This is a genomic window from Proteus mirabilis HI4320 (assembly GCF_000069965.1).
In the GTDB taxonomy this organism is placed as follows: domain Bacteria; phylum Pseudomonadota; class Gammaproteobacteria; order Enterobacterales; family Enterobacteriaceae; genus Proteus; species Proteus mirabilis.
In genome coordinates this window covers 3306125-3332004 of record NC_010554.1, presented here as the reverse complement: position 1 = coordinate 3332004, position 25880 = coordinate 3306125, and the positions used below count along the sequence as shown (strand labels likewise).

At 39.4% G+C, this 25880-nt stretch carries 24 protein-coding genes; 9 read left to right on the top strand and 15 right to left on the bottom strand.

The genetic code is table 11. From position 1 onward, the window contains the following. Positions 1–114: 114 nt before the first annotated feature. Complete coding sequence (gene yiiM / locus PMI_RS15015) at positions 115–789, top strand: 6-hydroxyaminopurine reductase (protein WP_012368600.1); 675 nt, start codon at positions 115–117, stop codon at positions 787–789. 80 nt (positions 790–869) lie between these two features. Here the strand turns inward: yiiM and tnpA are convergent, their stop codons facing one another. Further along, a complete protein-coding gene (gene tnpA, locus PMI_RS15010) occupies positions 870–1286 on the bottom strand; it encodes an IS200/IS605 family transposase (RefSeq protein WP_012368599.1) in 417 nt (138 codons plus the stop codon). 22 nt (positions 1287–1308) lie between these two features. Between tnpA and PMI_RS15005 the strand changes: the two genes are divergently transcribed. Beyond that, the gene (locus tag PMI_RS15005; protein WP_012368598.1) at positions 1309–2517 is read left to right on the top strand and encodes an RNA-guided endonuclease InsQ/TnpB family protein; all 1209 of its coding nucleotides are present in this window, start codon (positions 1309–1311) and stop codon (positions 2515–2517) included. A gap of 60 nt (positions 2518–2577) precedes the next feature. On the opposite strand, the gene trpS is transcribed toward PMI_RS15005, so the two are convergent. From trpS to PMI_RS14950, 11 genes are all read right to left on the bottom strand, one after another. Further along, a complete protein-coding gene (trpS, locus tag PMI_RS15000; RefSeq protein ID WP_004246627.1) occupies positions 2578–3606 on the bottom strand; it encodes a tryptophan--tRNA ligase in 1029 nt (342 codons plus the stop codon). 1 nt (position 3607) lies between these two features. Continuing rightward, complete coding sequence (locus PMI_RS14995; RefSeq protein ID WP_004249859.1) at positions 3608–4318, bottom strand: phosphoglycolate phosphatase; 711 nt, start codon at positions 4316–4318, stop codon at positions 3608–3610. Further along, positions 4315–4989: a ribulose-phosphate 3-epimerase gene (gene rpe / locus PMI_RS14990; RefSeq protein WP_004246629.1), complete on the bottom strand. Its 675-nt coding sequence runs from the start codon at positions 4987–4989 to the stop codon at positions 4315–4317. The genes PMI_RS14995 and rpe overlap by 4 nt, the downstream gene beginning before the upstream one ends. A 44-nt stretch (positions 4990–5033) precedes the next feature. Next, positions 5034–5849: an adenine-specific DNA-methyltransferase gene (dam, locus tag PMI_RS14985; RefSeq protein WP_004249858.1), complete on the bottom strand. Its 816-nt coding sequence runs from the start codon at positions 5847–5849 to the stop codon at positions 5034–5036. An 81-nt stretch (positions 5850–5930) separates the two neighbouring features. Continuing rightward, entirely contained in the window at positions 5931–6875 is a 945-nt protein-coding gene (locus tag PMI_RS14980) for an SPOR domain-containing protein (RefSeq protein WP_012368597.1), read from the bottom strand. Between the two features lie 154 nt (positions 6876–7029). Beyond that, a complete protein-coding gene (aroB, locus tag PMI_RS14975; protein ID WP_004249857.1) occupies positions 7030–8124 on the bottom strand; it encodes a 3-dehydroquinate synthase in 1095 nt (364 codons plus the stop codon). Between the two features lie 52 nt (positions 8125–8176). Continuing rightward, positions 8177–8698 (bottom strand): shikimate kinase AroK, encoded by a 522-nt coding sequence (gene aroK / locus PMI_RS14970; RefSeq protein WP_012368596.1) that lies wholly within the window; start codon positions 8696–8698, stop codon positions 8177–8179. Positions 8699–9278: 580 nt separating this feature from the next. Continuing rightward, positions 9279–10394: a secretin GspD/PilQ domain-containing protein gene (locus tag PMI_RS14965; RefSeq protein ID WP_004246639.1), complete on the bottom strand. Its 1116-nt coding sequence runs from the start codon at positions 10392–10394 to the stop codon at positions 9279–9281. 6 nt (positions 10395–10400) lie between these two features. Beyond that, on the bottom strand, positions 10401–10934 hold the full coding sequence (locus tag PMI_RS14960) for a hypothetical protein (RefSeq protein WP_012368595.1): 534 nt from the start codon (positions 10932–10934) through the stop codon (positions 10401–10403). Further along, a complete protein-coding gene (locus tag PMI_RS14955) occupies positions 10918–11517 on the bottom strand; it encodes a PilN domain-containing protein (RefSeq protein WP_012368594.1) in 600 nt (199 codons plus the stop codon). Before PMI_RS14955 ends, PMI_RS14960 begins: the two co-directional genes overlap by 17 nt. Beyond that, the gene (locus PMI_RS14950; RefSeq protein WP_012368593.1) at positions 11505–12329 is read right to left on the bottom strand and encodes a hypothetical protein; all 825 of its coding nucleotides are present in this window, start codon (positions 12327–12329) and stop codon (positions 11505–11507) included. The genes PMI_RS14955 and PMI_RS14950 overlap by 13 nt, the downstream gene beginning before the upstream one ends. Positions 12330–12445: 116 nt before the next feature. On the opposite strand from PMI_RS14950, the gene mrcA reads away from it, so the two are divergent. Both mrcA and PMI_RS14940 read left to right on the top strand, forming a co-directional pair. Next, positions 12446–14980 carry a peptidoglycan glycosyltransferase/peptidoglycan DD-transpeptidase MrcA gene (gene mrcA / locus PMI_RS14945; protein ID WP_012368592.1) on the top strand — a complete coding sequence of 845 codons (2535 nt, stop codon included), beginning with the start codon at positions 12446–12448 and terminating at the stop codon, positions 14978–14980. Positions 14981–15313: 333 nt separating this feature from the next. Next, positions 15314–16117, top strand: a complete 804-nt coding sequence (locus PMI_RS14940; protein WP_004249852.1) for a MetQ/NlpA family ABC transporter substrate-binding protein — start codon at positions 15314–15316, stop codon at positions 16115–16117. An 89-nt stretch (positions 16118–16206) separates the two neighbouring features. Here PMI_RS14940 and nudE read toward each other — a convergent pair whose 3' ends face one another. Continuing rightward, complete coding sequence (gene nudE / locus PMI_RS14935; RefSeq protein WP_004246647.1) at positions 16207–16764, bottom strand: ADP compounds hydrolase NudE; 558 nt, start codon at positions 16762–16764, stop codon at positions 16207–16209. A gap of 355 nt (positions 16765–17119) precedes the next feature. Here nudE and umoB point away from each other — a divergent pair, with 355 nt between their 5' ends. The 4 genes from umoB (at position 17120) to pckA (ending at position 22451) form a co-directional block, all read left to right on the top strand. Then, positions 17120–19228, top strand: coding sequence for a flagellar biogenesis regulator UmoB (umoB, locus tag PMI_RS14930; RefSeq protein ID WP_004249850.1), 2109 nt, complete (start codon positions 17120–17122; stop codon positions 19226–19228). A gap of 73 nt (positions 19229–19301) precedes the next feature. Further along, positions 19302–19715, top strand: coding sequence for a ribosome-associated heat shock protein Hsp15 (hslR, locus tag PMI_RS14925; RefSeq protein ID WP_004246651.1), 414 nt, complete (start codon positions 19302–19304; stop codon positions 19713–19715). Positions 19716–19742: 27 nt separating this feature from the next. Continuing rightward, positions 19743–20627 carry an Hsp33 family molecular chaperone HslO gene (gene hslO / locus PMI_RS14920; RefSeq protein WP_004246652.1) on the top strand — a complete coding sequence of 295 codons (885 nt, stop codon included), beginning with the start codon at positions 19743–19745 and terminating at the stop codon, positions 20625–20627. Positions 20628–20831: 204 nt separating this feature from the next. Beyond that, complete coding sequence (pckA, locus tag PMI_RS14915; protein ID WP_004246655.1) at positions 20832–22451, top strand: phosphoenolpyruvate carboxykinase (ATP); 1620 nt, start codon at positions 20832–20834, stop codon at positions 22449–22451. Between the two features lie 115 nt (positions 22452–22566). Here the strand turns inward: pckA and PMI_RS14910 are convergent, their stop codons facing one another. Beyond that, positions 22567–23268, bottom strand: a complete 702-nt coding sequence (locus PMI_RS14910) for a pirin family protein (protein WP_004249849.1) — start codon at positions 23266–23268, stop codon at positions 22567–22569. Positions 23269–24186: 918 nt separating this feature from the next. Here PMI_RS14910 and PMI_RS14900 point away from each other — a divergent pair. Beyond that, positions 24187–24408: a hypothetical protein gene (locus PMI_RS14900; RefSeq protein ID WP_041707103.1), complete on the top strand. Its 222-nt coding sequence runs from the start codon at positions 24187–24189 to the stop codon at positions 24406–24408. An 11-nt stretch (positions 24409–24419) separates the two neighbouring features. Here PMI_RS14900 and PMI_RS14895 read toward each other — a convergent pair whose 3' ends face one another. Then, positions 24420–25625: a BaiN/RdsA family NAD(P)/FAD-dependent oxidoreductase gene (locus tag PMI_RS14895; RefSeq protein ID WP_012368590.1), complete on the bottom strand. Its 1206-nt coding sequence runs from the start codon at positions 25623–25625 to the stop codon at positions 24420–24422. Positions 25626–25880: the final 255 nt, after the last annotated feature.

Here is a 25880-nt window from a genome sequence, read left to right as displayed (position 1 = left end):
CGCTATCATTCTCTTTTCTCTCTATTTATCAATGCCGACAATTATTGTCGGCATTGTTTATTTAGCCTGCTCTCTTTATTATAAAAGGACTTTTTTTCATTGAGGCAATGAGTTATGCGCTATTTCCCCAGTGTTTTTATTGGCAATATCACGACGACTGCAAATGGATTTACCAGTGCGATCACCAAAAGGCTGGTGGATGGGCATATTAAACTAACATCACTGGGCTTAGCAGGTGATGAGCAAGCAGAAAAAGGGTTTCATGGTGGGCCTGATCGCGCTTTGTGCCATTATCCTCAAGAACATTATCATTACTGGTCTGAGCAATTTCCTCAACTGGCTGACTTATTTAATGCTCCTGCGTTTGGTGAAAATATTTCGACTACCGGTCTGACAGAAGAGAATGTTTTTATTGGTGATATATATCAATGGGGTGACGCTTTAATTCAAGTGACCCAGCCTCGTTCACCTTGTTATAAGTTAAACACGGTGACTGATATCAGCGATTTTTCACAACTGATGCAAGATAGCGGTTTTTGTGGCTGGTTATATCGCGTGATAAGTCCCGGCGAAGTAGGCTGTCATCATCCTTTGGTTCTACGCTCAAGAAATAGCGATATCTCGGTCAAAGAAGCAATTGCTATTGCTTTTCATATGCCATTTGATGAGGAGTCGTATCGTCGCTTATTAACAGCGGCAGGACTATCCGCTAGTTGGTGTAAAACCATGCAGTTAAGATTGCAAAAACAAACTATTGAAAGTTTTGATAGAAGGCTATTTAAGAAATAGTCAGAAAATAGGCCAGCAGTTATCCAAAGCACCGTAAAACCCCGTCCTTCAGGTCGGGGATATAAGGTGTGGTTTTTTAACTAACTCGGTGTTTCCTGTTGCTCAATGTACTGGCGGATAATGGATATTGGTGCGCCACCACAACTCCCCGCGAAATAACTCGGCGACCAAAGAACCCCCTTGTAGTAATCACGTTGTGCAATATCAGGACGATCACGTCGAAGTAATCGACTCGATACCCCTTTAAGGCTGTTAACCAGATTAGATATCGCCAGTTTTGGCGGGTAATTAATCAGTAAATGAACGTGATCCCGTTCCCCATCCATTTCAACCAGTTCAACATCAAAATCAGCACAAACACTGGCAAAGTAGCCTCGCAATTTTTCAATTGCATCCTGATCAAATATTTTTCGCCGGTATTTTGTGACAAAGACCAAATGGACGTGCATCAGGAATACACAATGTCTGCCACGGCGAATATTAGTTTCATTTTTCATAGACCAAAGTATAATAGATAATATGAAACGTCTACAAGCCTTTAAATTCCAGTTAAGACCTAATGGTCAGCAAGAGCGTGAGATGAGACGCTTTGCAGGGGCTTGTCGTTTTGTTTTCAATCGGGCATTAGCACGTCAGAATGAGGAGCACGAAGCAGGGAATAAATACATTCCCTATACAAAAATGGCTTCATGGCTCATTGAGTGGAAATCTGACACAGAGACACAATGGTTGAAGGAAGCCCCATCACAACCGTTACAACAGTCACTTAAAGATTTGGAACGGGCTTACAAGAATTTTTTCCAGAAGCGTACCGCTTTTCCTCGATTCAAGAAACGCGGTAAAAATGATGCTTTTCGCTACCCGCAGGGCGTGAAGCTCGATCAATCCAATAGTCGTATATCATTGCCAAAGTTGGGATGGATGCGCTACCGCAACAGTCGTGAAGTCGTCGGAGAAGTGAGAAACGTCACGGTCAGTCAGTCATGCGGTAAATGGTACGTCAGCATTCAGACTGAGCATGAAGCGACAGAACCACAACATGAATCAACCTCAATAGTCGGGCTTGATGCAGGGGTTACAAAACTTGCCACGCTTTCAGACGGTACGGTATACCCGCCCGTCAGCAGTTTTAAAGTCAACCAGCGAAAGCTGGCAAGGCTTCAACGGAAATTAAGCCGTAAAATCAAATTCAGTGCCAACTGGCAAAAACAAAAGCGCAAAATTCAACGTCTGCATTCTCATATTGCCAATATAAGGAAAGACTACCTTCACAAAGTCACCAGCGAAATCAGCAAAAACCACGCAATGATTGTCATTGAGGACTTAAAGGTCAGTAACATGTCTAAATCGGCAAAAGGTACGACAGAACGGCCTGGACGGAACGTAAAAGCTAAATCTGGTTTAAACCGCTCAATACTGGAGCAGGGCTGGTATGAAATGCGCCGTCAGCTTGAGTACAAGCAGCTCTGGCGAGGAGGTCAGGTACTGGCAATACCACCAGCCTACACCAGTCAGAAGTGCGCTTGCTGTGGTCATACAGCAAAGGAAAACCGCCCGTCACAAAGTCAATTCGAGTGCCTTGAATGTGGATATACAGCGAATGCTGATATCAACGGGGCACGTAACATTTTAGCGGCAGGACATGCCGTGCTTGCCAGTGGAGGGAGGGTGCAGTCAGACCGCCCGTCGAAGCAGGAACCCGCCGAGGTGATTCAGACATCAGTCTGAACGCAGTAGGGCTCCACGTCCTTTAGGGCGTGGAGGATGTCAACTGGCCTGTAATAACGATTATGGGTGAGCAATAAACCCAATAGCCTCATAAACCTTATCTAAGGTTGTTTGAGCGCGCGCTTTTGCCTTATCGGCACCTTCTTTCATGATTTTATTTAATAGTGCTTCATCATTACGGAAGGTGTTAAAGCGTTCTTGAATATTTGTCAGCATATCTGATACAGCCTCAGCAACCGCGCCTTTTAGATGACCGTACATTTTGCCTTCAAATTCAGCTTCGAGTTCAGGGATAGTTTTACCTGTTACACCCGCTAAAATATCTAATAAGTTAGAAACACCAGCTTTGTTTTCTAGATCATACGCAACGCGAGGTGGCTCTTCTGAGTCTGTAACAGCACGTTTTATTTTTTTCGCCGCCGCTTTGGGATCTTCAAGTAAAGCGATAACATTATTGCGGTTATCATCAGATTTAGACATTTTCTTAGCGGGATCTTGTAATGCCATCACGCGTGCGCCACCTTTTGGAATAAAAGGATCGGGTACGGTGAAAATGTCCCCATAGATGGCATTAAAGCGTTGGGCGATATCACGGCTTAATTCAAGATGTTGTTTTTGGTCAATACCAACGGGTACTTGGTTGGTTTGATAAAGGAGGATATCGGCTGCCATTAAGACCGGATAATCAAATAATCCTGCATTGATATTTTCAGCATGACGAGCTGATTTATCTTTAAATTGGGTCATACGGCTTAATTCACCAAAGTAGGTGTAGCAGTTTAGCGCCCAGCCTAATTGTGCATGTTGTGGAACATGAGATTGTACAAAAATTGTGCTTTTTTCAGGATCAATGCCACAAGCGAGATAAAGAGCCAGTGTATCTAAGGTTCTTTTTCGCAGTTCGGTAGGATCTTGGCGTACAGTGATGGCATGTTGGTCAACGATACAGTAAATGCAATCGTAGTCATCTTGCATTTGTACCCACTGACGTAGTGCTCCCATATAGTTCCCGATAGTTAACTCACCAGAAGGTTGTGCACCACTGAATACAATAGGCTTTTGAGCCTTTTTTTCTACTGAAGTCGTCATGTTAGTTCTGTTCCACTGTTGTCATTGACGTAATATCAAGGATAGAGAGCAAATCAGCAAAATCGTCGAGTATAAAATCGGGTTTGCTATCTGCAATGGGTTCACCGTAGTTATAACCATAAGTTAACCCCACACAAGGGCACTGTGCTGCTTGAGCGGCGATAATATCGTTACGGGAATCTCCGACAAAAAGAAGCTCTTCTTTTTTAACACCAAACGTGCCCATTGTTAAATATAATGGCGCTGGATGGGGTTTTTTTTGTTTTACATCATCACCACCAAGCACCAATGAGAAGTCGTTGTCTATACCTAATTGCTTTAACAGTGGTTGGATAAAAGGAGTAGGTTTATTCGTCACTATGCCTAAAGAGAGAGAATACGAAGCAAGTTTTTCTAGTGTCTCTTTAACGTGTGGAAATAGATTGCTTCCTGTTTTGACAGAGTTTGCATAGCACTCATCAAAGAGATCACGTACCTCTTTTAATAAAGTATCGGTGACATCTTTAACACCACAATGGTGCAGGGCGCGCTTTAATAGCATATCAACACCATTACCAACCCAAATGGTGACATGGTGTTTATCCACTGTTGGGAAGCCTTTTGCTTTTAGTGCATAGTTTGTGGCTTCTGTTAGCCCAACAGCGCTGTCAGTTAGTGTGCCATCAAGATCAAAAGCGATAGCACGAATACCTTTGAGTTTTTTTTCTGTCATTTCGATACCTTATCTAATTCTCGGCGCATATTGTCGATAACCTGTTTATAATCTGGCTGATTGAAAATAGCAGAGCCAGCAACAAACATATCCGCACCTGCTTGAGCAATTTCGGCAATATTATCAACTTTGACACCGCCATCAATTTCTAAACGAATGTCATAGCCACCATCATCAATCATCTTGCGAACTTGACGTAATTTATCGAGTGTCTTTGGTATAAATGATTGACCACCGAAGCCAGGGTTTACTGACATCAGAAGAATAAGATCTAATTTATCCATTACATAATCGAGATAATTGAGAGGCGTGGCAGGATTAAGGACTAAACCTGCTTTACAGCCACAATCTTTGATTAATTGAATAGTGCGATCAACATGCTCACTGGCTTCGGCATGAAATGAAATATAGGTTGCTCCTGCTTGTGCAAAATCAGGAATAATACGATCAACCGGTTTTACCATTAAGTGGACATCAATAGGTGCTGTGATCCCGTAGTTGCGTAGCGCTTTACAAATTGGTGCACCGAACGTTAAGTTAGGGACATAGTGATTATCCATTACATCAAAATGAACCACATCAGCACCTGCAGCGAGCACTTTCTCCGTATCTTCACCAAGGCGGGCGAAATCTGCAGATAAAATAGAAGGGGCAATCAGAAAATCTTTCATCGCGTTCTCCTGACAACACTCCCATTGTCGGGAAGTGTTAACGATTATTTATATAAGGCTAGTAATTCGTTCACTTTGCTACGACCTAGTGTGTTGCTACTAATTGTTCTTCTGACTTTCACACTATGTAGCTCTTTCGCGTCTACATACCACTCTTTTGTTAACGCAGTTTCATGATTTGATATTAACACGGGTATCTGTCTCTCGTAAGCCAACATTGAGGCAAGTTGAGCTAGATGCTGTTGTTCTTGGAAACTAAAGCTATTTGTATGGTATGAGGTAAAATTTGCCGTCGGTGATAACGGTGCATAAGGTGGATCACAGTATACAACAGAACCTTTGGTGGCATTTGTCATGGTTGATGAATAGCTTTGGCAGACAAATAAGGCTTTTTGCGCTTTTTCTGAAAACCAAATCAATTCGTCTTCTGGAAAATAAGGTTTTTTGTAGCGACCAAAAGGAACATTATATTCACCTTTGGAGTTGTAACGGCATAATCCATTGTAGCAATGACGGTTTAAGTAGAGAAAAAGCACACTGCGTTGGTATGGATCTGTTGATTGATTAAAGTCTTGTCGTAGTTGATAAAACTCTTCTGCATTATTCATCTGGGGAGTGAATAATAGTTGAGCATCCTTCATAAATTTTTCAGGATACAGTTTTACCGTATTATAGAGATGGATGAGATCGCTATTTATATCGGCAAGAATATATGAATCATATTCTGTATTTAAAAATACAGAGCCAGCACCCATAAAAGGTTCAATTAAACAGTTACCTTGAGGTAGATGACGCTTAATGTCATCTACCAAAGGGTATTTACCACCAGCCCATTTTAGGAATGCGCGTTTTTTTTTCATGCCGTCCAAATTTCTCAATCGTTTCAGAGTCGCCGATTGTACTCTGTTTCAGACAGCATATCAGCGGTGAACATCGTTAACTTATTTTTTTAGATCCTGATGAACATGTTTCATAGGTCTAACCCAAGGTTTTTTAGCTTGCACAGCCGCCGGTAATGAAGCCACGGCCTGTTTTGCTTCGCTTATATTACGATAGTTACCATAGATGAGTACATACCAAGGATTACCATTACGCTGGGTTTTATAAATAGCGTAGTTTCCATTAAGATTTTTTTTAGCGAAAGCTTCTAACGTATCTTGGCGACTCGCACCACTTAGCTGCAAAGTATAATTTGTTGCAGGAATGGCTGCTAGGTTATTTGCTGATAAGGCTCCTGATGCAACGGGTTTTGTGGTTGGTTTTGCCACAGGCTTAGTCTGTGTGGTTGCAGGAGGTGTTACCGGCTTGGTTGGTGTAGGTTTGACCTCTGGTTTTTGTGTTGGTGCCGGTTGTGGTTTGGTCACCGGAGTTTGTGGCGTTGTCGGTTGGTTTTGTGTATTTTGCTGTTGTTGATTAACAGCTTGGTTAACACCTGCTTGTTGTTGATTGAGTGAATCAACAATATCTCCTGGGATCTCAACACGTTGACCTTGAGAGTCAATCATTGGGGGGAGATTTTGAGATGGCTGCGTTGTAGGCTGCTGTATTTGTTGACCCGTCAGCTCCTGAGGTGTGGATGTTTGATTGTTTGTTGATGTTACTGAAGGCTGAGACAGTTCAATATTCTTTTCTGTTCCTGTTGTTGAGGCCGTTGTTTCTTTATCACTGTCTGGTGATTTCAGCGCAGAGCTTATCGCAATAATTAAAAGAATGAGAACCAGTACCCCAACACCTATCATCATCTGTTGACGGGATACAGAGAAACGAGCATTTTTTAATGGGTTATTACGAGGTCGATTAGTGCGACGTTCGGGTCTATCCGAAGTATCAGGTTTGAGTGAGTTATCGCCACTCTTAATTTCATTTTCAGGTTTGAACTCGTCCATTATGCCCTCCGTCAGAGCGTCAAAAAGCGAAAGTTAGCCATTACCTCTAGTATAAGGATGAAACGCTTTTTCTGAAACGTCACATTTGAGATTATTAACCAGAATTTTCCTTAAATAGACTTTCCAGTTTATCTCTCGTTAGGTGATGGTATGCTTAATTTGCATTAATGCATGATGTTATCGCTTTATACACTTGTTCGCGAGAGATATCCGCACGTAGTTCTGATTGACCGATACCTTTTGGTAATACAAGGTGCAATTTACCCGCGGAAACTTTTTTATCTCGCATCATATGAGGTAAATAGTCTTCAGGTTGCATCTCATCAGGGCCATTGACGGGAAGATTTGCTTTTTTAAGTAATTGGATCACTCGCTGAGTTTCTGCTTGAGTAAATTGACCCAAATCTTGTGCGGTTTTAGCCGCCATAACCATACCCGCAGCGACAGCTTCACCATGTAGCCACACACCATATCCCATATGTGCTTCAATTGCGTGACCATAAGTATGACCTAAATTAAGTAAAGCTCGTAGACCACTCGTCTCTTTTTCGTCTGCTGCGACTACTTGTGCCTTAAGTTCACAGCAACGGCGAATACAGTAAGCCATGGCTTTAGGTTCAAGCGCTATCAGTTTATCAATATTGTTTTCAAGCCAGATAAAGAAGTCTTTATCTAAAATAATGCCATATTTAATCACCTCCGCTAAGCCTGATGACAACTCACGAGGAGGAAGCGTTGCAAGACAATCGAGATCGATAACAACAGATGCCGGTTGATAGAAAGCACCAATCATATTCTTACCCAGTGGATGGTTAACTGCTGTTTTTCCACCGACAGAAGAATCGACCTGTGATAATAACGTGGTAGGAACTTGAATAAAACGTACACCACGTTGATAACTTGCAGCCGCAAAGCCTGTTAAGTCACCAATAACACCACCCCCTAGTGCGAGCAGTGTTGTATCTCGATTGTGATTTTTTTCTAATAATGCAGTAAAGACATCATTCATTACCGTTAGGGATTTATACTGTTCCCCATCAGGTAAAATCACGCTATCAACCAAAACACCTTGTTGTTCTAAGGTGTTTGTTACCTTGTCTAGATAGAGCGGCGCAAGTGTCACATTTGTGACAATCATCACTTGTTGCCCTTTTTTTAAAGGTAAAAAGGTTTCAGGCTGGTGAAAAAGGCCAGAAGCAATGGTAATGGGATAGCTTCTTTCACCTAAAGTCACAGTGATTTTTTCCATAGCAACGGCCTTCTTCAAGTAGTCTTTACTTTCATCTCATCTAAAGAATTTATTAGTTTTTCTCTAATAATTCAATAATTTGATTTGCAACGATTTTTGCACTCTGATCATCAGTATGAATGGTGATATCAGCAATCTCTTCGTAAAGAGGATTACGTTCTTCTGCGAGGGTTTCCAGTACATCACGTACGGGTTCAACACCTTGCAATAAAGGACGTTTTTTATCTCGCTGAGTACGAGCAAGTTGTTTTTCAATGTTGGTTTCTAAATAAACAACAACACCGCGTGCTGATAGTCGGTTACGGGTTTCTCTTGATTTCACCGAACCACCACCTGTTGCCAGTACAATGCCTTGCTTTTCAGTAAGTTCGTTGATTATTTTTTCTTCACGTTGACGGAAGCCTTCTTCGCCTTCTACATCAAATACCCAACCTACATCTGCACCTGTACGTCGCTCAATTTCCTGATCGGAATCATAAAATTCCATACTAAGTTGTTGAGCTAACTGACGACCAATAGTGCTTTTGCCGGCACCCATAGGCCCAACCAGAAAGATATTACGTTTCTCTGCCATGTTTTTGGTATTACTAAGATATTCGTTAATGATAACCCGCCCCGCCAAATTCATTCAGCGACGGGACCTAAACTGAAATTTATGAGTGTTTATTTCATTCACGCCTGATAACGTGTGTATCTACTCTCATATTAAAACTGAGTTTTTTCAGTAGAACGCTATTAAATAACCACGTGTTGTCGCAAGCGACAACACAGGATAAAAATCCCTTTGCCTACAGTACATAACAAGATATGACCTATAAAAATTATATTATCTTTGTTGGCAATGCGGAGATTCTAACACAATTTAGCCGGAAAACCGCATCTGATCACTTTGTCTTTTCTGTCATCAGTTGATCAATATTACATATAAAAAGCCCTACCTCCAAGAAAGAGGAAGTGCATAAAATGTATCCGTATTATCGTTGTGATGTTTCAGGCCCACTCAATTAGCTAACCCTTGTAAGCTAAATCGTCCTCAGCGTCAAATCTATAAATAGAGATTATAAGAAAAAACAATGAATAACTTACAGTTTTATCTTGGCAGAAATAAGGTAATTGTTTGTATTATAATAAAAAAATAAATCACACGAAGAAAATTAGATTAATTTGGGTGTAATAAAAATAACCAATTCATGACGACTATGTTGGTCACGCTTATGGCTAAAAAGTATCCCTAGTAATGGCAGTGAAGATAAAAAAGGAATTTTTGCTGCATGCTGTTGCTGCTTTTGTTGAAATATTCCTCCTAACATCAGAGTCTCACCATCATGAATAGTAACTTCTGTCATTATTTCTTGTTTATCTATTGAAAGGTGTTCACTACCTCCTTGTACTAAGGCAATACCTGGTGTGTTTTGACTAATTTTTAATAGCAATCTAATTTTATTGCTTCTTTGAATGATCGGCGTTACCTCCATCCCCAAAACAGCCTCTTTAAATTCAACTCGGATGGTGTCGTTATCTCTGCTGACATAGGGAATTTCGGTTCCTTGCTTGATAGATGCCGTTTTTTCATGTGCAGCCGTTAATCGAGGACTGGCAATGATGGCGAGTTGTTTCTCTTGTTCTAAGGCGCTTAGTTCTAATTCTAAAAGGCGACTATTAATTCTGGCGATATTAAAGGCTATGTAATGTAAGGGGTTTTTTGTTTTTTGATGCAGTGCCAATGCGGCAAGAGAAGGTGCTGTGAGCGGTGCTGATGCTATGTTATGGGGTGTTGTAGTATTGTTTGATGTACCTTCTAAATTTGCCGATTTCATATTGAGTAATCCCCACTGCGTTCCTAACTCATTTAACGCATCCTGACTGCTACTGATGATATGTGCGGTAATATGCACCTGTTGCTGTGGTGTTTCTTTAATTTTTAACCAATCAGAAATTTCAGTATGTGCTTTTTCTGTATCAATAATGGATAAGCTATTTGAATCTTTATCTATGGCTATTCGTCCATGATCACTGAGTAATGAAATTCCATAGTTCGTTAACTGCTGTGCCACGGTGGTTACATCAGCATACTGTAGTGGGTAGATACGATGGTGTAATGTGCTGTTTTGGTGTTGAAGAGTTTCACTATTATCTGTTTTATCAATGAAATGGTGAGTGTTATTACTATCAATAGGTTGTTCTGGATAAAAAGGATCTCTGGATTGAGCAAAACCAGCAAAGCACAAAATAGATAGTAGTAACAGCAAATAAAAAAAGACGCTTTTCATAATATTTCACTCTGACTTCAAAGGCGCTAGAACATTTGGTGTCGTTATGTCGACTAAATTCAATTCAACTGAGAGTAAATCAGGGGGGATAGGCGAAATGAGCAGTGCAGAAAGAGCGCAACCTGCTTGATGTAGATGCGCTAATAACGTTAGTAATTGTGAGTAAGAGAGTGAAAAACGTAGCTTAAAACTATTATCGACACTATGTTGCCAACTATGAGGTATCAAGTGATGGTTATCGATTATCTGTTGTAAACGCTGATAGGCTGAGCCTGTTTGTGGTGGAAGTTTATAGTCATGTTGTAACGCTTTTAATAAGGCTATAGCAGGAGACGAATGCAATATCGACTGCAGTTGTTGTATCTGCGTTTGGTGTTGGCTAATAAGCTGTTGTTGCGCGGTTATGTCCTGCTGATAGCCCGAAAAGCTGAATAAATAACATAACAAACTCACTATTATAGAAGGGGCTAAACTTAAGAGTGCCTTTTGCCAAAAAGGTAAAAGGACGAAATAAATTACCCAATTAGTCTTTATTTTCATTGTTATCGACATCTTGTTCGCTATGCCTATGTTGAGATACTTGATATTGCCAACTCTGCCACTTACCAGAAAACCTTATTTCGCTGTAACGGGGATCTTGTTTGCTCTGTTGAAAAGAGGAGAGTGTTAATGATGTTAGGTTGGGGTGTTGGTTAACTTTAGATATAAAAGTAAGTGCCTGCTCACAAGGAAGCCGCACCTGAAGCGAAAATGTTGCATCATTTTCAGAAAACTGCGCGATATAACCTTCCGTAGGGAGCAGTGTTTCTAGTGCTTGAAAGAAAGCGAGGTAACTTAAATAGTGAAGCCAATGTTGATAATAATGCCAATAACGCTGTTGATATAAGCGGGTGACTTTCTGTTCATGTTGGTCATTGTGATATTGCTTTTGTAGTGAGTACTCACGTTTTTGATATTGTGATTGTAAAAGTGAGAGTGTTTTTACTTGTTGTACTAAATAATAAGCGTAGTAACCGCAAGCACTGAATGTAATAACAACGAGTATCATGCTCCAATAAAGCCACCGTTGTGCTTGATGTCGATATAAGGCTTGACGCCAAGGAAGAAAATTTATTTGATACATGCTGTCTCCCAAGGACGCAAAGCTAAACCAATGGCAATTAGAGGTAGCGTCTTTTTGGGCGGTATAGACATAAATAGCCGCTCTTTTTGGGTTGGCCAAATAGGCATTTGTTGGCGAAAGTATTCTGCATTGTCACCTGAGAAATAACATTGCTCCTGTGGCCAATGATGCTTGATGAGTAATTGCTGTAATTGTTTTTCTTGCTCTTGGTGGTCTTGATAAGAAAGAGTACCGTAATGGGGCATCTCTTTATCTGCACAAACCCAAAGCATTTGATTATTTTGACAAAAAATTAATATGCTGTGAGGCGATATGTTGAGATGTGTGGCAACATAACGCAACGCACAAGCTGGAATATCAATCGCAGTGATGGTTAAGTTTATTTTGGCGAATAAGGCAATATAAGTCTCTATCAGTGTCTTGTTATGTAAATGGATGGCGAGATGTTGGTTATGTTGCCGATAATCGAATTGTACCGCTTGTTTGGTGACTTGTTGATGAGATGTGGCTCGGAGTTGTGCTAATCGATAATAGGCTGCTGGTGTCAGGGAAATCAGGTTAGATAAAGCAATGGTATGATAACTTGCCACTGTATCGGGTAATGCCAGTGCAACACGGTTGATTGGCGGTAGAGATTGTTGCCATCGTTTTAAGATAGTTCTTAAATTTATATCATCTATATTATCATTAAGAGGTAAAGGGAATTGCCAAAATGCATTGATCTTCCATTGCTTATTCTGCTGAAATACTAAAACGGCATTGATATGATTGATATTAATTTCAATACCAATCTGATAATTATCTGTTTTCATAAATGATATCCATATCTATTGAATGTGTAATAGCCTATTTTCCAAGAGGCGTTACCTTTATACTACGCACTGTTTGTTTATAAACTGCCCAATTCACATTACATGGGAAATTTAAGGTGAAGTTCTTAAAATATTTTTTCATCTTCGTTTTTGCTTGCATAATTTTGGGAGCAGCCTCGATATATGGCATGTATAAATATGTCGAGCCTCAACTACCCGATGTCGCGACATTAAAAGATGTTCGTTTACAAACTCCTATGCAGGTCTTTAGCGCAGACGGAGAGTTAATGGCGCAATATGGCGAAAAACGTCGTTTGCCTCTTACCTTGCAGGAGATGCCTCCGCAATTAATTAATGCCTTTATTGCCACTGAAGATACGCGTTTTCGTGAACATCATGGTATTGACCCTATTGGCATCTCTCGTGCTGTTGTTGTTGCGTTAACATCGGGGCAAGCATCGCAAGGTGCCAGTACCATCACGCAACAATTAGCGCGTAATTTCTTCTTAACACCTGAGAAGAAATTAATGCGTAAAATCAAAGAAGCCTTTTTGGCTATCCGTATTGAGAAAGAGCTTACTAAAGATGAGATCTTGGCACTTTATCTCAATAAAATTTATCTAGGAAATCGCGCTTATGGTGTGGGTGCTGCTGCATATGTTTACTTTGGTAAAAGTGTGCATGATCTTAGCTTAAGTGAGATGGCTGTTATTGCAGGTTTACCTAAAGCCCCTTCGACACTAAACCCACTTTATTCGTATGATCGTGCCTTAAAACGCCGTAATTTAGTGTTACAACGCATGTTGGAAGAGAACTATATTACCCGCGAAGAGTATGACAGTGCTAAAGCTGAGCCTATTGTGGCTAAATATCACGCCCCACAAATTGATTTTTCAGCGCCTTATTTGACTGAAATGGTCAGAATGGAGATGTATCAGCGCTATGGCGAAAATGCCTATACGGATGGTTATAAAATTTACACTACAGTTATCCGCAAAGATCAATTAGCCGCTGAACAAGCGCTACGTAATAATGTTATTGATTATGATATGCGCCATGGCTATCGCGGTGCTCAAGAGGTGCTGTGGCATGCAGGGCAAACTCCTTGGGATGATAAAGCCATTAACGATAAGCTAAAGGGTATACAGACTTATGGCCCATTAATCCCCGCAGTGGTGTTATCCGCTGATGCTAAAGAAGCTCAGGTGGTATTAAAAAATGGCGATAAAATAACACTCGATTTAAAAGCGGTTCGTTGGGCGCGTAAATTTATTTCTGATACGGCTCAAGGGGCCACGCCGAGCAAAGTTGATGCTGTTGTACATGCTGGTGAGCAAATTTGGGTACGACAAAATAGTGAAAACGATTGGTTATTAGCACAGCTTCCTGAGGTTAATGCAGCTTTTGTCGCATTAGATCCACTTAATGGCGGTATTATTGCGCTGGTGGGAGGTTTTGATTTTGAATTGAGTAAGTTTAATCGCGTATCTCAATCGTTACGTCAAGTTGGTTCAAATATCAAACCTTTCTTATATGCGGCAGCATTAGATAAAGGGTTAACATTATCGACATTACTAAATGACTTACCTATTAGTCGTTGGGATGCGGGAGCTGGAACTGATTGGCGCCCTAAAAACTCACCACCTACTTATGCAGGGCCTATTCGTTTACGTCAAGGTTTAGGTCAATCTAAAAACGTAGTTATGGTGCGCGCTATGCGGGCGATGGGGGTTGATTACGCTGCAGATTATCTATTGCGTTTTGGTTTTCCTAATCAAAATATAGATAGAACAGAGTCATTAGCTTTAGGCTCACCTTCATTTACACCAATGCAAATGGCTCGAGGTTTTGCGGTAATGGCAAATGGTGGGTATCTCATTGAGCCATATTTTATTCAGCGTATTGAAAATGCTGATGGTGAAGTGATCTTTACTGCTGAGCCGAAAGTCGCTTGTCCTGAATGTACCGATATCCCCGTGATTTATGGTGATACTACGCGCTCTATTGCATTATCTGATGATTATATGGAAAACGTCGCACAATCTCAGCAAGCGCAACCGGCAGAAACGGCGCCTGATATTGAGTTAGAGCAAGCACCTCTTGCTGAAACAGTCAAAGAAAGCCCATATGCTCCTCATGTGATAAGTACGCCACTGGCGTTTCTAATGCATGATGCGTTAAGAACCAATCTCGTTGGTGAGCCGGGATGGTCTGGTACAGGATGGCGTGCATTGCGAGATTTAAAACGTCAAGATATCGGTGGTAAGACAGGAACGACCAATAGCTCTAAAGATGCTTGGTTCTCTGGATATGGTGCTAATATTGTGGCGACTGCATGGATTGGTTTTGATGATAGTAGTCGCAATTTAGGGCGAACTGCCGCAACGGGTGGTGAAGCGGGTGCCAAAACGGCACAACCTATTTGGAATGACTTTATGAAAGTTGCTTTAGAAGGTGTTCCGGTACAAATGATGCCGATGCCAAAAGGCGTTGTTGCTGTTCAAATCGATCGCAATACCGGTAAGTTGGCGGGAGATGGACCATCAATGAAAGAGTATTTTATTGAAGGCACTCAGCCAACAGAAAAAGCAAAAAGTGAAGTGGGTACACGGATCTTTGAGGATAATGGCGAATCTAACGAGCTATTTTGATTAATATAATAAACAAAAAGTTAGATTAAATAGCGATCTAACGAATAACTAAAGCGGGATAACAGATTGTTTTTCCCGCTTTTTGTTATCTAATAAATAGATATAGATACATCTCATCTTCCAACATGAAAATATTTCATGTTTTGTGTGTAAATCTATTTTGATCTCTCCACTCTTTCCCGTTATAAATAACTATCTAAACGTCTAGATGTCTAAATACGTGTTGTTATATAGTATAAGTAGTCCCCTTGATAGCATAATAAAAACATTAAACTTAATAATAACAATAAGTTATAAATAATAAGAGTGACATGGTCGATTATTGGAGAGAAGATGAGAAAATTATTATTAGTGGTGCTTTTGGCCTGTACTTCATTGGTTTTAACCGCTTGCTCACCAGATGAAGGTGATAAACCGTTAAAAGTGGCAATAAATACAGGGCCAGATCAGCAAATTTGGGATGAAGTTGTTAAGCTGGCAAAAGAAAAGCAGGGATTAGATATCAAGGTGATCACCTTTAATGACTACGTGTTACCTAATGAAGCTTTGCGTAATAATGATGTTGATGTGAATGCGTTCCAAACCGTACCTTACTACGAAGCTCAAAGCAAAGAGCGTGGTTATCAATTTGAAATCATAGGTAAAACCTTTATTTTTCCTATTGCAGCTTATTCAAATAAAATCAAAACCATAGAGGCGCTTCCTGATGGTGCTACTGTCGCTATTTCTAATGAAGCAACCACCCTAGGTCGTAGTTTATTATTACTGCAGGCTCAAGGATTGATTAAATTAAAAGATGGGGTGGGGTATTTACCAACGACACTTGATATTATTGAAAACCCTAAGAAACTTAAATTTGCAGAAATTGATACACCACAACTAACTCGTACGTTAAGTGATCCTAATATTTACCTTTCCATCATCAATAATAACTTCTCTTCACAAGTGGGATTATTAGCCAAACGAGATGGTTTATTTATGGAAAATACCGATTCTCCTTATGTTAATTTGATTGTTGCCAGAGCCATAGACAAAGATAACGAACGATTAAAAAAACTCGTCGCGGTTTTCCAAAGTGATGAAATTTTGCAAAAAGCGCAAGAAGTTTATAAAGGTGATGCGGTGAAAGCGTGGTAACGCGCTATTTTCTAATAAAAAGAGATGATAGATATCAAGGCCTCCCTATTTGGTGGCCTTAATTTTATCTGGATATCGCGAGCCAATTATTATTTTGGACAAACTTGTTGCAAATAACGTTGTGCTAAAAAGAGTGCACTGACATTACGAGCTTCGGTAAAGTCGGGATGATCTAATAAGTCCATCATCTTGGCGATAGGCCAACGTATTTGAACTAACGGCTCAGGCTCATCGCCTTCTAATTGTTCAGGATAGAGATCTTGAGCAATAACAATGTTCATTTTGCTGGAAAAATAGGAGGGCGCCATAGACAGTTTAGCTATCTCGGTTAAAGAGCCGGCACCGTAGCCAATTTCTTCTTTTAATTCACGATTGGCCGCTTGTAATGGGGTTTCACCCGCATCAATAGCCCCTTTGGGAAAGCCAAAGTCATAATTTTCGATGCCAACAGCATATTCACGAATAAGGATCAGGTCATCATTGATGATAGGGACTATCATTACCGCTTCCCGGTTAGCGGGTTTCATTCGTTCATAAATACGTTTTTCGCCGTTGCTAAATTCCAGATTAACGGATTGGATCTGAAATAACCGAGAACGGGCAATGTTATCAATATTGAGTATATTCGGTTTTTTTAGTTCTTTCATAACAGCCCCTGATAGGAATAGAGATTAACCTGAATTTAACACATTAATGATAAAATAAATCCAACAATTAGATTTAGCTTTTTAGTGAAAATTGAGTACACTCCGCTACTAAACCCAGTTATTGATTGATTTTTTGGGAGTATTATTATTTATTGATGCGCTATTTTATCTGAAAATGGCATGGTTGGCGGATATAAAATTGATAATATATATAAATTATAACGCAACAACACAAATATAATTCATTGTATTTTAATAAAAAAATAGAACTAAAGAATAGGAATTGCCTTATGTTAGGTGGCATTTCAAATTTGTTATTGTTACTAAGCAACACCAGCATGAGTATGGGGAAAAAATGAGATTATCAGTCATTATATTGGCTATCTTCATGATTAGCCTATTTATAATGGCCGCCTTTCTATTCTTTAAAAGAAGGCGGCTTGATGGCTCATATCATCTTCCATCCCTCGCCAAACCGACTTACCGTAAACTAACACAAGATGATTATGGGGTAATTAGTGACTATTTGTCCTATTTTGGCACCTCTAAGTTTTCTTCTGGGTATTCGTTACAAAACTTTCCTGAAATACCCACTAAAGGTGAAGTCGTTACGACACTGCGTAATATTGTTAATCGGTTTGCGGGATCATCAGAGGGGCTCAATCATTGGCGCTATTACATTGATGCGGTAGAGATCCATATTCCTCCATTACTGGTGCCTTATCTGCAACAAGAAAATGTCCTCGATGTCGTTTGTACTCCTTCTATCCCCATTGTCATTGGTGTGAATGGCCATTTTCTTAAAGATGAAAAATCACATTTTTCTGCGTTAAGTTTAAAACAACTTTCTGAACCCATACTGTCAAATGGCACTTCCACTATCCAGAAAAATGAAGGTGATGCGGCGCATTTATTACATATTCGCCAAGAAACCAACGAAGAGTATCGGTTACATCATTCTTCAGGTTTTTGGAATGGCTCGTTAATTTGCTTAGGGTTAATCTTATGGTTAACGGCATTAATGATGCCACAAGTCTTTCTCCCTTGGATAATGGCTGCGGGAGGGACTTTTCTTGTTTTAGGCTTGTTTCTTATTTATCGACCCATCATCAAATCACGAAAACAAGAAGTACAATGTTTTAAAGGGCGTTTAAAACGCTGGGGACTGTTTGGTAATTTTGATCATGGGCAGGTAAAAAATATTTCGTTGGGGGGAATTGATTTAGTTTATCCTCCACATTGGGAACCTTATATTCAAAATGATATTGATAAGGTGACCTATTTAGAAATGTATCCTAATCATCATGTTATCAAGCAAGGGCCTTATTTATCATTGCATGATGAAGAAAAAAACTATCCGTATAAGCGTTACATTAAAAATATTATCTTTGTTGTTTGTAGCCTATTTATTATAGGTATGCTGTATCTCTATCAACCGTTATCATTATCAATGAAGTTAACTTTTTCATGGATAAAAGAGAGTGAACCTCATTTAGTGACTAACTTTACGGAGTTAGAAACGGCCAAGTTGCATGTAGGGGATATTATTCAGGCCAAAGGTGTCGGAATGTGTTATATGCCTCCAAACCTTTCCAGTAAGAATAATAAAACAATATTTGCACCTTTTGATTGTTCGGGGATTTATTGGAACAACAGCAACCCAATGCCAATGCCTGAGTCTAGTACGATTGAAAAAGCGGCAGCATTATTATATTTGGTTGAAGAGCAGCTACACCCCGTTTCTAACAACCGTGTAAACCCAAGCTTAGGTCAAGCTATTACTAAATCTGGCATGAATCTTTTGGATAATTTTGATGGCATTATCTTGAAAACACAAGATTTATGCCCGAGAGAAAATGAATGTATTCGGCTTAAAATGGCCTTGGTAAACCTAAGTAATGTCAATGATTGGCCATCATTAGTTCAACGTGCAGAAAGTGGCAAATTAACAGGAACCAATGTTTTATTACGTGCTGTTAGTGCTGAGGCCTTGGAAAAGCTCGTTGACACCACCACATCATCTTTTATCTACCGAGAAATAGATAAGGCCGCAATACTGTTAAATAGTCCACCACCGGGTGGTGTGCTTTTAATCAGTGATGAAAGAAAACAGCTCGTTGATTATGCTTCAAATACCAACTCTGTATTTGAACCTACACCATTAGAGCAATGGCGAGAATTACAGCGATTATCTGATATTTTATTACACACACCTTTTAATACTGGAGGTGTAATAACGGGGATGGTAATTGATGCGAATGGCACGTTACAAATCTTTTTGCATAGCATGCCTGACTCAATGACCCTGTTATATTATATCGGTAATACGTTATTATTATTCTTTGCTATTGGATTTTTGATCCTGAATTTATTTTTTATCATCCGGCGCCGGCGACAAAATAATCAACGCATGCATAAAATCAGTCAATATTACGAGCACTGTTTTTATCGCCCTCCTCAGTAAGTTCCTTGTTGTGGAAGGCAATGTGTTTACTCTATCGCCTTCATGAAGAAGTTGAAGTTAAGGAGAGAAAGGGATGAGTCAACCATCGCAAGAAAGCGCTGTCCGTTTAGATAAATGGCTTTGGGCTGCACGTTTTTATAAAACGCGTGCCATTGCTCGCACTATGATTGAAGGGGGTAAAGTCCATTACAATGGTGTGCGAGGCAAGCCAAGTAAAAATGTTGAAGTTGGGGCTGAAATACGCTTACGACAAGGTAATGATGAACGGACAGTTACAGTCTTAATGGTGAGTGCACAGCGCCTAGGGGCGGCCCAAGCACAATTGCTCTATTGTGAAACACCAGAGAGTATTGCCAAGAGAGAAAAAATCGCTCTAGCAAGAAAAATGAATGCGTTAACGATGCCTCATCCCGAACGTCGACCTGATAAAAAGGAAAGACGCACCTTACTTCGCTTGAAACAGACAAATTTACCAGGATCGGATTAAACCGCTCCCCAGCAATGAGAGAAGATTATGTCTAAAAAAGACGCTTTATCACGCTTTTTATTTGAAAAAAGCGCGGTACGTGGTGAATTAGTTACCGTAACGGAAACCTATCAATCAATACTTGAAAATCATCATTATCCTGAGCCAGTTCAACACCTGTTAGGTGATTTATTGGTCGCGACAAGTTTGTTAACAGCTACGCTGAAATTTGATGGTGATATTACCGTTCAATTACAAGGTGATGGCCCAGTACGATTAGTGGTTATTAACGGCAATAATGAACAACAGATGCGCGGTGTTGCACGTTTTAGTGATGATGTTAAAGCCGGTAGCAGCTTAAAAGAGATGATGGGCAATGGCTTTATGGTTATTACCATCACACCTAAAAAAGGTGAGCGTTACCAAGGTATTGTAGCGTTGGATGGTGAAACGATAGAAGCTTGTATTGATAACTACTTTAATCAATCAGAGCAGTTACCTACCCGTGTCTTTATCCGCACAGGTCTGCAAGATGGAAAAGCGGCGGGTGCAGGTATGTTATTACAAGCCTTACCTGCGAGTGCAGAACATAGTGCTGATGAGACAGCAGAACACTTTGAGCTATTAACACAACTTACGCACACCATTAAGGCTCAAGAGCTGTTTACACTTGATACTAAAGAGATTTTACATCGCTTATATCATGAAGAAGATGTGACATTATATGATCCACAGCCGATAGCGTTCCATTGCACGTGCTCTCGTAAACGTTGTGAAGATACATTAGTAACATTATCTAAAGAAGATGTAGCTCATCTGTTACAAGAACAGGGTAAAATTGATATGGAGTGTGAATATTGCGGTGCTCATTATATCTTCACTGAAGAAGATATTAATAATATCAATAAATTATCTAGCTCTAATTTGCACTGATTCGATTTAGCAACGTAAATCACCCTAAAGGACGCTATTTTGCGTCCTTTTTTATTCAACAATTTTTCTGTAGATTTGTGCATTAGTTCTCGTTATTAACATAAAAAAAATATAAATTTTCAAAATATTGATAACAATCGCTGTTAATTAGTTGTAACACCTTAATAATGCTCATAGAAAAGCCTATTTATCAGGAGCAAAACTATGAACGTTAAAGGTCTTACCCCTAAGGATCTCGAGCAGTACGGTATTCATGACATTAGTGAAGTCATTTATAACCCTAGCTATGACTTATTATTTGAAGAAGAAACTAAGCCAGGATTAACAGGTTATGAGAAAGGCACATTAACCTCGTTAGGCGCTATTGCTGTTGATACGGGGATTTTTACTGGACGTTCTCCGAAAGATAAATACATTGTTCGTGATGATGTTACTCGTGATACTGTGTGGTGGGCTGATCAGGGCAAAGGTAAAAATGATAATAAACCACTTTCACCGCAAGTATGGGCTGATTTAAAATCATTAGTTACTGAGCAGCTATCAGGCAAACGTTTGTTTGTCGTTGATGCCTTTTGTGGTGCTAATGCAGATACGCGATTAAAAGTGCGTTTTATCACCGAAGTGGCTTGGCAGGCGCATTTTGTTAAGAATATGTTTATTCGCCCTACGCAAGAAGAGTTAGAAAATTTTACACCTGACTTTATTGTGATGAACGGTGCTAAATGTACCAATCCAAATTGGAAAGCGCAGGGATTAAACTCTGAAAATTTCGTTGCTTTCAACTTAACTGAACGCATTCAGTTAATTGGTGGTACTTGGTATGGCGGAGAGATGAAAAAAGGTATGTTCTCTATGATGAACTACTTCCTGCCATTAAAGGGTATTGCTTCTATGCACTGTTCGGCAAACGTTGGCGAAAGTGGTGATGTAGCCATTTTCTTTGGTTTGTCAGGGACAGGTAAAACGACATTATCAACAGATCCTAAGCGTAAACTGATTGGTGATGATGAACATGGCTGGGATGATGATGGTGTATTCAACTTTGAAGGAGGTTGTTACGCTAAAACTATCCATCTATCAAAAGAAGCTGAGCCAGATATTTACGGTGCCATTAAACGTGATGCCTTATTAGAAAATGTCGTGGTATTAGCAGATGGTAGTGTTGATTTTGATGACGGCTCAAAAACAGAAAATACCCGTGTATCTTATCCAATCTATCATATTGATAATATTGTCAAACCGGTATCGAAAGCGGGTCATGCTAAAAAAGTCATTTTCTTAACCGCCGATGCCTTCGGGGTGCTACCTCCGGTTGCTCGTTTAACACCCGAGCAAACACAATATCACTTCTTATCAGGCTTTACTGCGAAACTTGCTGGCACAGAGCGTGGTGTGACAGAGCCAACACCGACATTCTCTGCGTGTTTTGGGGCAGCATTTTTATCACTCCATCCAACACAATATGCTCAAGTGTTAGTAAAACGTATGCAGGCTTGTGGAGCACAAGCTTACTTAGTGAATACGGGCTGGAATGGTACGGGCAAACGTATTTCAATTAAAGATACTCGAGCGATAATTGATGCCATTTTAAATGGTGATATTGATAAAGCGGAGACTCAAACTCTGCCTGTATTTAATTTGGCGATCCCAACAGCGCTTCCTGGCGTTAATAGCGAAATTTTAGATCCTCGAGACACCTATGCGGATAAAGCACAATGGGATGTTAAAGCGGACGATCTTGCTGATCGCTTTGTGAAAAACTTTGATAAATATACTGATACGCCAGTAGGGCAAGCGTTAACAAAAGTGGGCCCTAAACGCTAGTTATTGGTTTTATTGATAAAAAATTCCCTGAGATGAAAGACATCTCAGGGAGTTAACAAGAAAACAAAGTGAAATAAATTGTTTGAGAAAAAGTGGCTTTAGGTTGGTAGCCCAACTATGCTGTTACAGGAGGTAAGTCAAACAGCAAGACTTCACTGTCTTCATCACCAACGAAATAGATAATATCTTCATTCGCGATGGCGATGCCATCACTGGTGGTCGCAATAATGTCATTAATTGCTATCTTTCCTTTAACGACTTGCAACCAAATATTTCTTCCTGCTTCTGGCTGATATTGTGCCTCTTCTCCTTTTTTTAGGTTCCAACGCCACAGCGTCATATCTTGGAACACTTTTAACGAGCCATCACGTGCATCTGGTGACAAAATAAGCTGTTTACTCTCTGTGGTATTAAAACGACGTTGATCGTAACGTGGTGTAATACCGGTGGTATCAGGCATGATCCAAATTTGATAAAAATGCAGGCCTTTATCACTATTTGGGTTGTACTCGGAATGAGTGATACCTGTACCTGCGCTCATTATTTGAAATTCACCGGCGGGTACATTTTCTTTATTACCCATACTATCTTTATGCTCAATATTACCTTCAAGCACATAGGTTAAAATTTCCATATCTTTATGAGGATGGGTACCAAAACCCTCACCGGGCATCACTCTATCTTCATTAATGACGCGTAAGGCGGAAAATCCCATAAAGTTAGCATCGTAATAGCTTGCGAAAGAGAAGGTATGCCAGCTATCTAGCCAACCATGATTAGCGTGGCCTCTTTCATTTGCTTTGCGTAAATAAATCATAATGTGTTTCCTTCTCTAAAGTTGTTGAACACAGTTTACGCAATTAAGCTAAGTAAAAAAGCGGAGGAATTTAATCTGAGGATCCAAATAATTTGAATAAGGGAGCATTGAATTGATACTGTGAATATATAAAGTATGAGGCTACTATTACTTAGGTATTAATTGAAACTTCTTTCAGGAGGGGGCTTCTTATCTTTTCTTTTAACTAGCTCTGAAGTAAAAATAATCGCTAAATAAGTTTAGATTATTACTTTCTGAAAATGTAAGTGATTAGTTTTTTTATTTTTATTTTTATAAATACATATGTTATTTTGTTTGCTAGATATAGACTACCAAATGAATGGTATGCGCTAAATATATAGATAAAAGATATCATCCCACCGCTAAGTGCAATTTTATATTTTAGAGGTAAGTTTTCGTTGTTGATAAAAACTAATGAAATCAATGAAATAAACAAAATAACTTGAATATTACATTTTACATTAAACTTTATATTCTTATATTTATTATTTTTAATTAGCTTATCTCTATCATTTTTATTTAGCATATTTATCTTCTTGTTTTTATTGGTTTTTATATTTATTAATGAATGAGCACTAATGTTGTATAAGAAGAAATATCATAATAATAATATGATAAAATGTATACACATTCATTTTTATACTAAAAATTAGGTAATTAGCCTAAATTAGTTTTTCGTTATTAGAAAAATCAAGAATAAAAGATATAAAAATATGGCCTCTTTCTTTACCAGTTTCACTGGTTTCTAAAATTTTTTAATATCATATCTATTCATAGATAATGAGCATAAAGTTATTGAAATATATATATTTATTATATGGATGTTGATATTTTGTCCATTCTAACAAAAAGAAAAAGCCAGCACCCGGCTGGCTAAAGTAAAACACTGGAAGCAATGTGAGCAATGTCGTTCTTTCATATGACCCTGAAGGTGGTGCATCTGAAAGTGATTTAATGATAATGGTTCTCACTATCATTTGTAAAGTGTTTTTTTTAATCAAAACAGAAAAAAATAATGCCAATTTCGTTAACTCACTGATTAACGAGTTATTTTATTTTGTTTTTAAAAAAATCATTATAACCAATAAGTTAGCCTATACTTTGTGTGGTTATTTATAAAAATAACGCGTCTACTTAGTCATGTGTCGAGAGATCAATGCTTGGGCACAGGCATAAGCAGAGCTCCATGCCCATTGGAAGTTATATCCTCCTAACCAACCTGTGACATCAACCACTTCACCAATAAAATAGAGACCTGTTATCTTTGTCGCTTCCATCGTTTTAGAGGAGAGATTACGGGTATCAACACCACCTAGAGTGACTTCTGCAGTGCGATAACCTTCTGTGCCATTAGGTAAAACAAGCCATGCTTGTAGCAACGTCGTTATTTGTGTAATACGTTCATTGCTAAGTTGAGCCAGTGAGGTATCAGGCAGTTGATTATTTTCAATCATTATCTCTATAAAACGCTTCGGTAGTAGGCGAGAAAGTGTATTTTTTAATAATTGATTCGGCTGTGCTTGTCGTTTTTCTTGTAAATAGCCTTCCAAATCCGTGTCAGGAAGTAAGTTAATGCTCACATTCTCTCCCGCATGCCAATAACTAGAGATTTGTAAAATAGCAGGACCGGAAAGCCCACGATGAGTAAAAAGAATATTCTCTTTAAATTGGGTGCCATTTTCAGCGGTGACAATAGCAGGGATCGCCACACCAGAGAGCGGGCTGAGTTGTTCAAGTTGTGGCTTGTGTAATGTAAAAGGGACTAAGCCTGCACGAGTGGGCAATACATTAAGGCCAAATTGTTGCGCAATTTTATAGCCAAAAGGGGTGGCACCTAAACCGGGCATTGAAAGTCCTCCGCTGGCAATCACTACAGAGGAGGCGGTTATTGTTTTCCCTCCTACCAAAAGAGTAAAGCCTTCGGCGGTTTTCTCTATTTGAGTCACCTCACTACGTAAGCGAATACTTACTTTTCCTTCATGGCATTCTGCGAGTAATAAATCAACAATTTGCTGGGCAGAATCATCACAAAATAATTGCCCTAACGTCTTTTCGTGGTAAGCAATATGGTGCTTTTGTACTAACTCGATAAAATCCCATTGTGTATAGCGAGCAAGTGCTGACTTACAAAAATGAGGATTATCGGATAAGTAAGCTGATGGCTCGATATACATATTGGTAAAATTGCAACGTCCACCACCAGACATTAAAATTTTTCTGCCGGCTTTTTTGCCATTATCTAAAACTAAAACAGATAATCCCGCTTGTCCTGCTAAAGAAGCACAAAAAAGTCCAGCGGCCCCTGCACCTATAATAACTGTATCGAATGATCCCACAATGATGTCTCGTTCTTGGTTGTCTCTGACTACTTAATCAGTGATCTTCGTGTAAAATCAGAGTATTTTGTAAAATTATATGGAGAAATCTGTATTTTTCACCTAAATTCGTATTTGCAAGCAAAAAATTTATCAGAAATTTACTTTTTTTTTATGTTTATTAATTAAATGATATATAAGGAATTATCTTAAAAACCCGTCATTTTCCTTGGTTATCAAATCAAAAAAAGGTTAAATTTCGCTTCCACCGTTCGC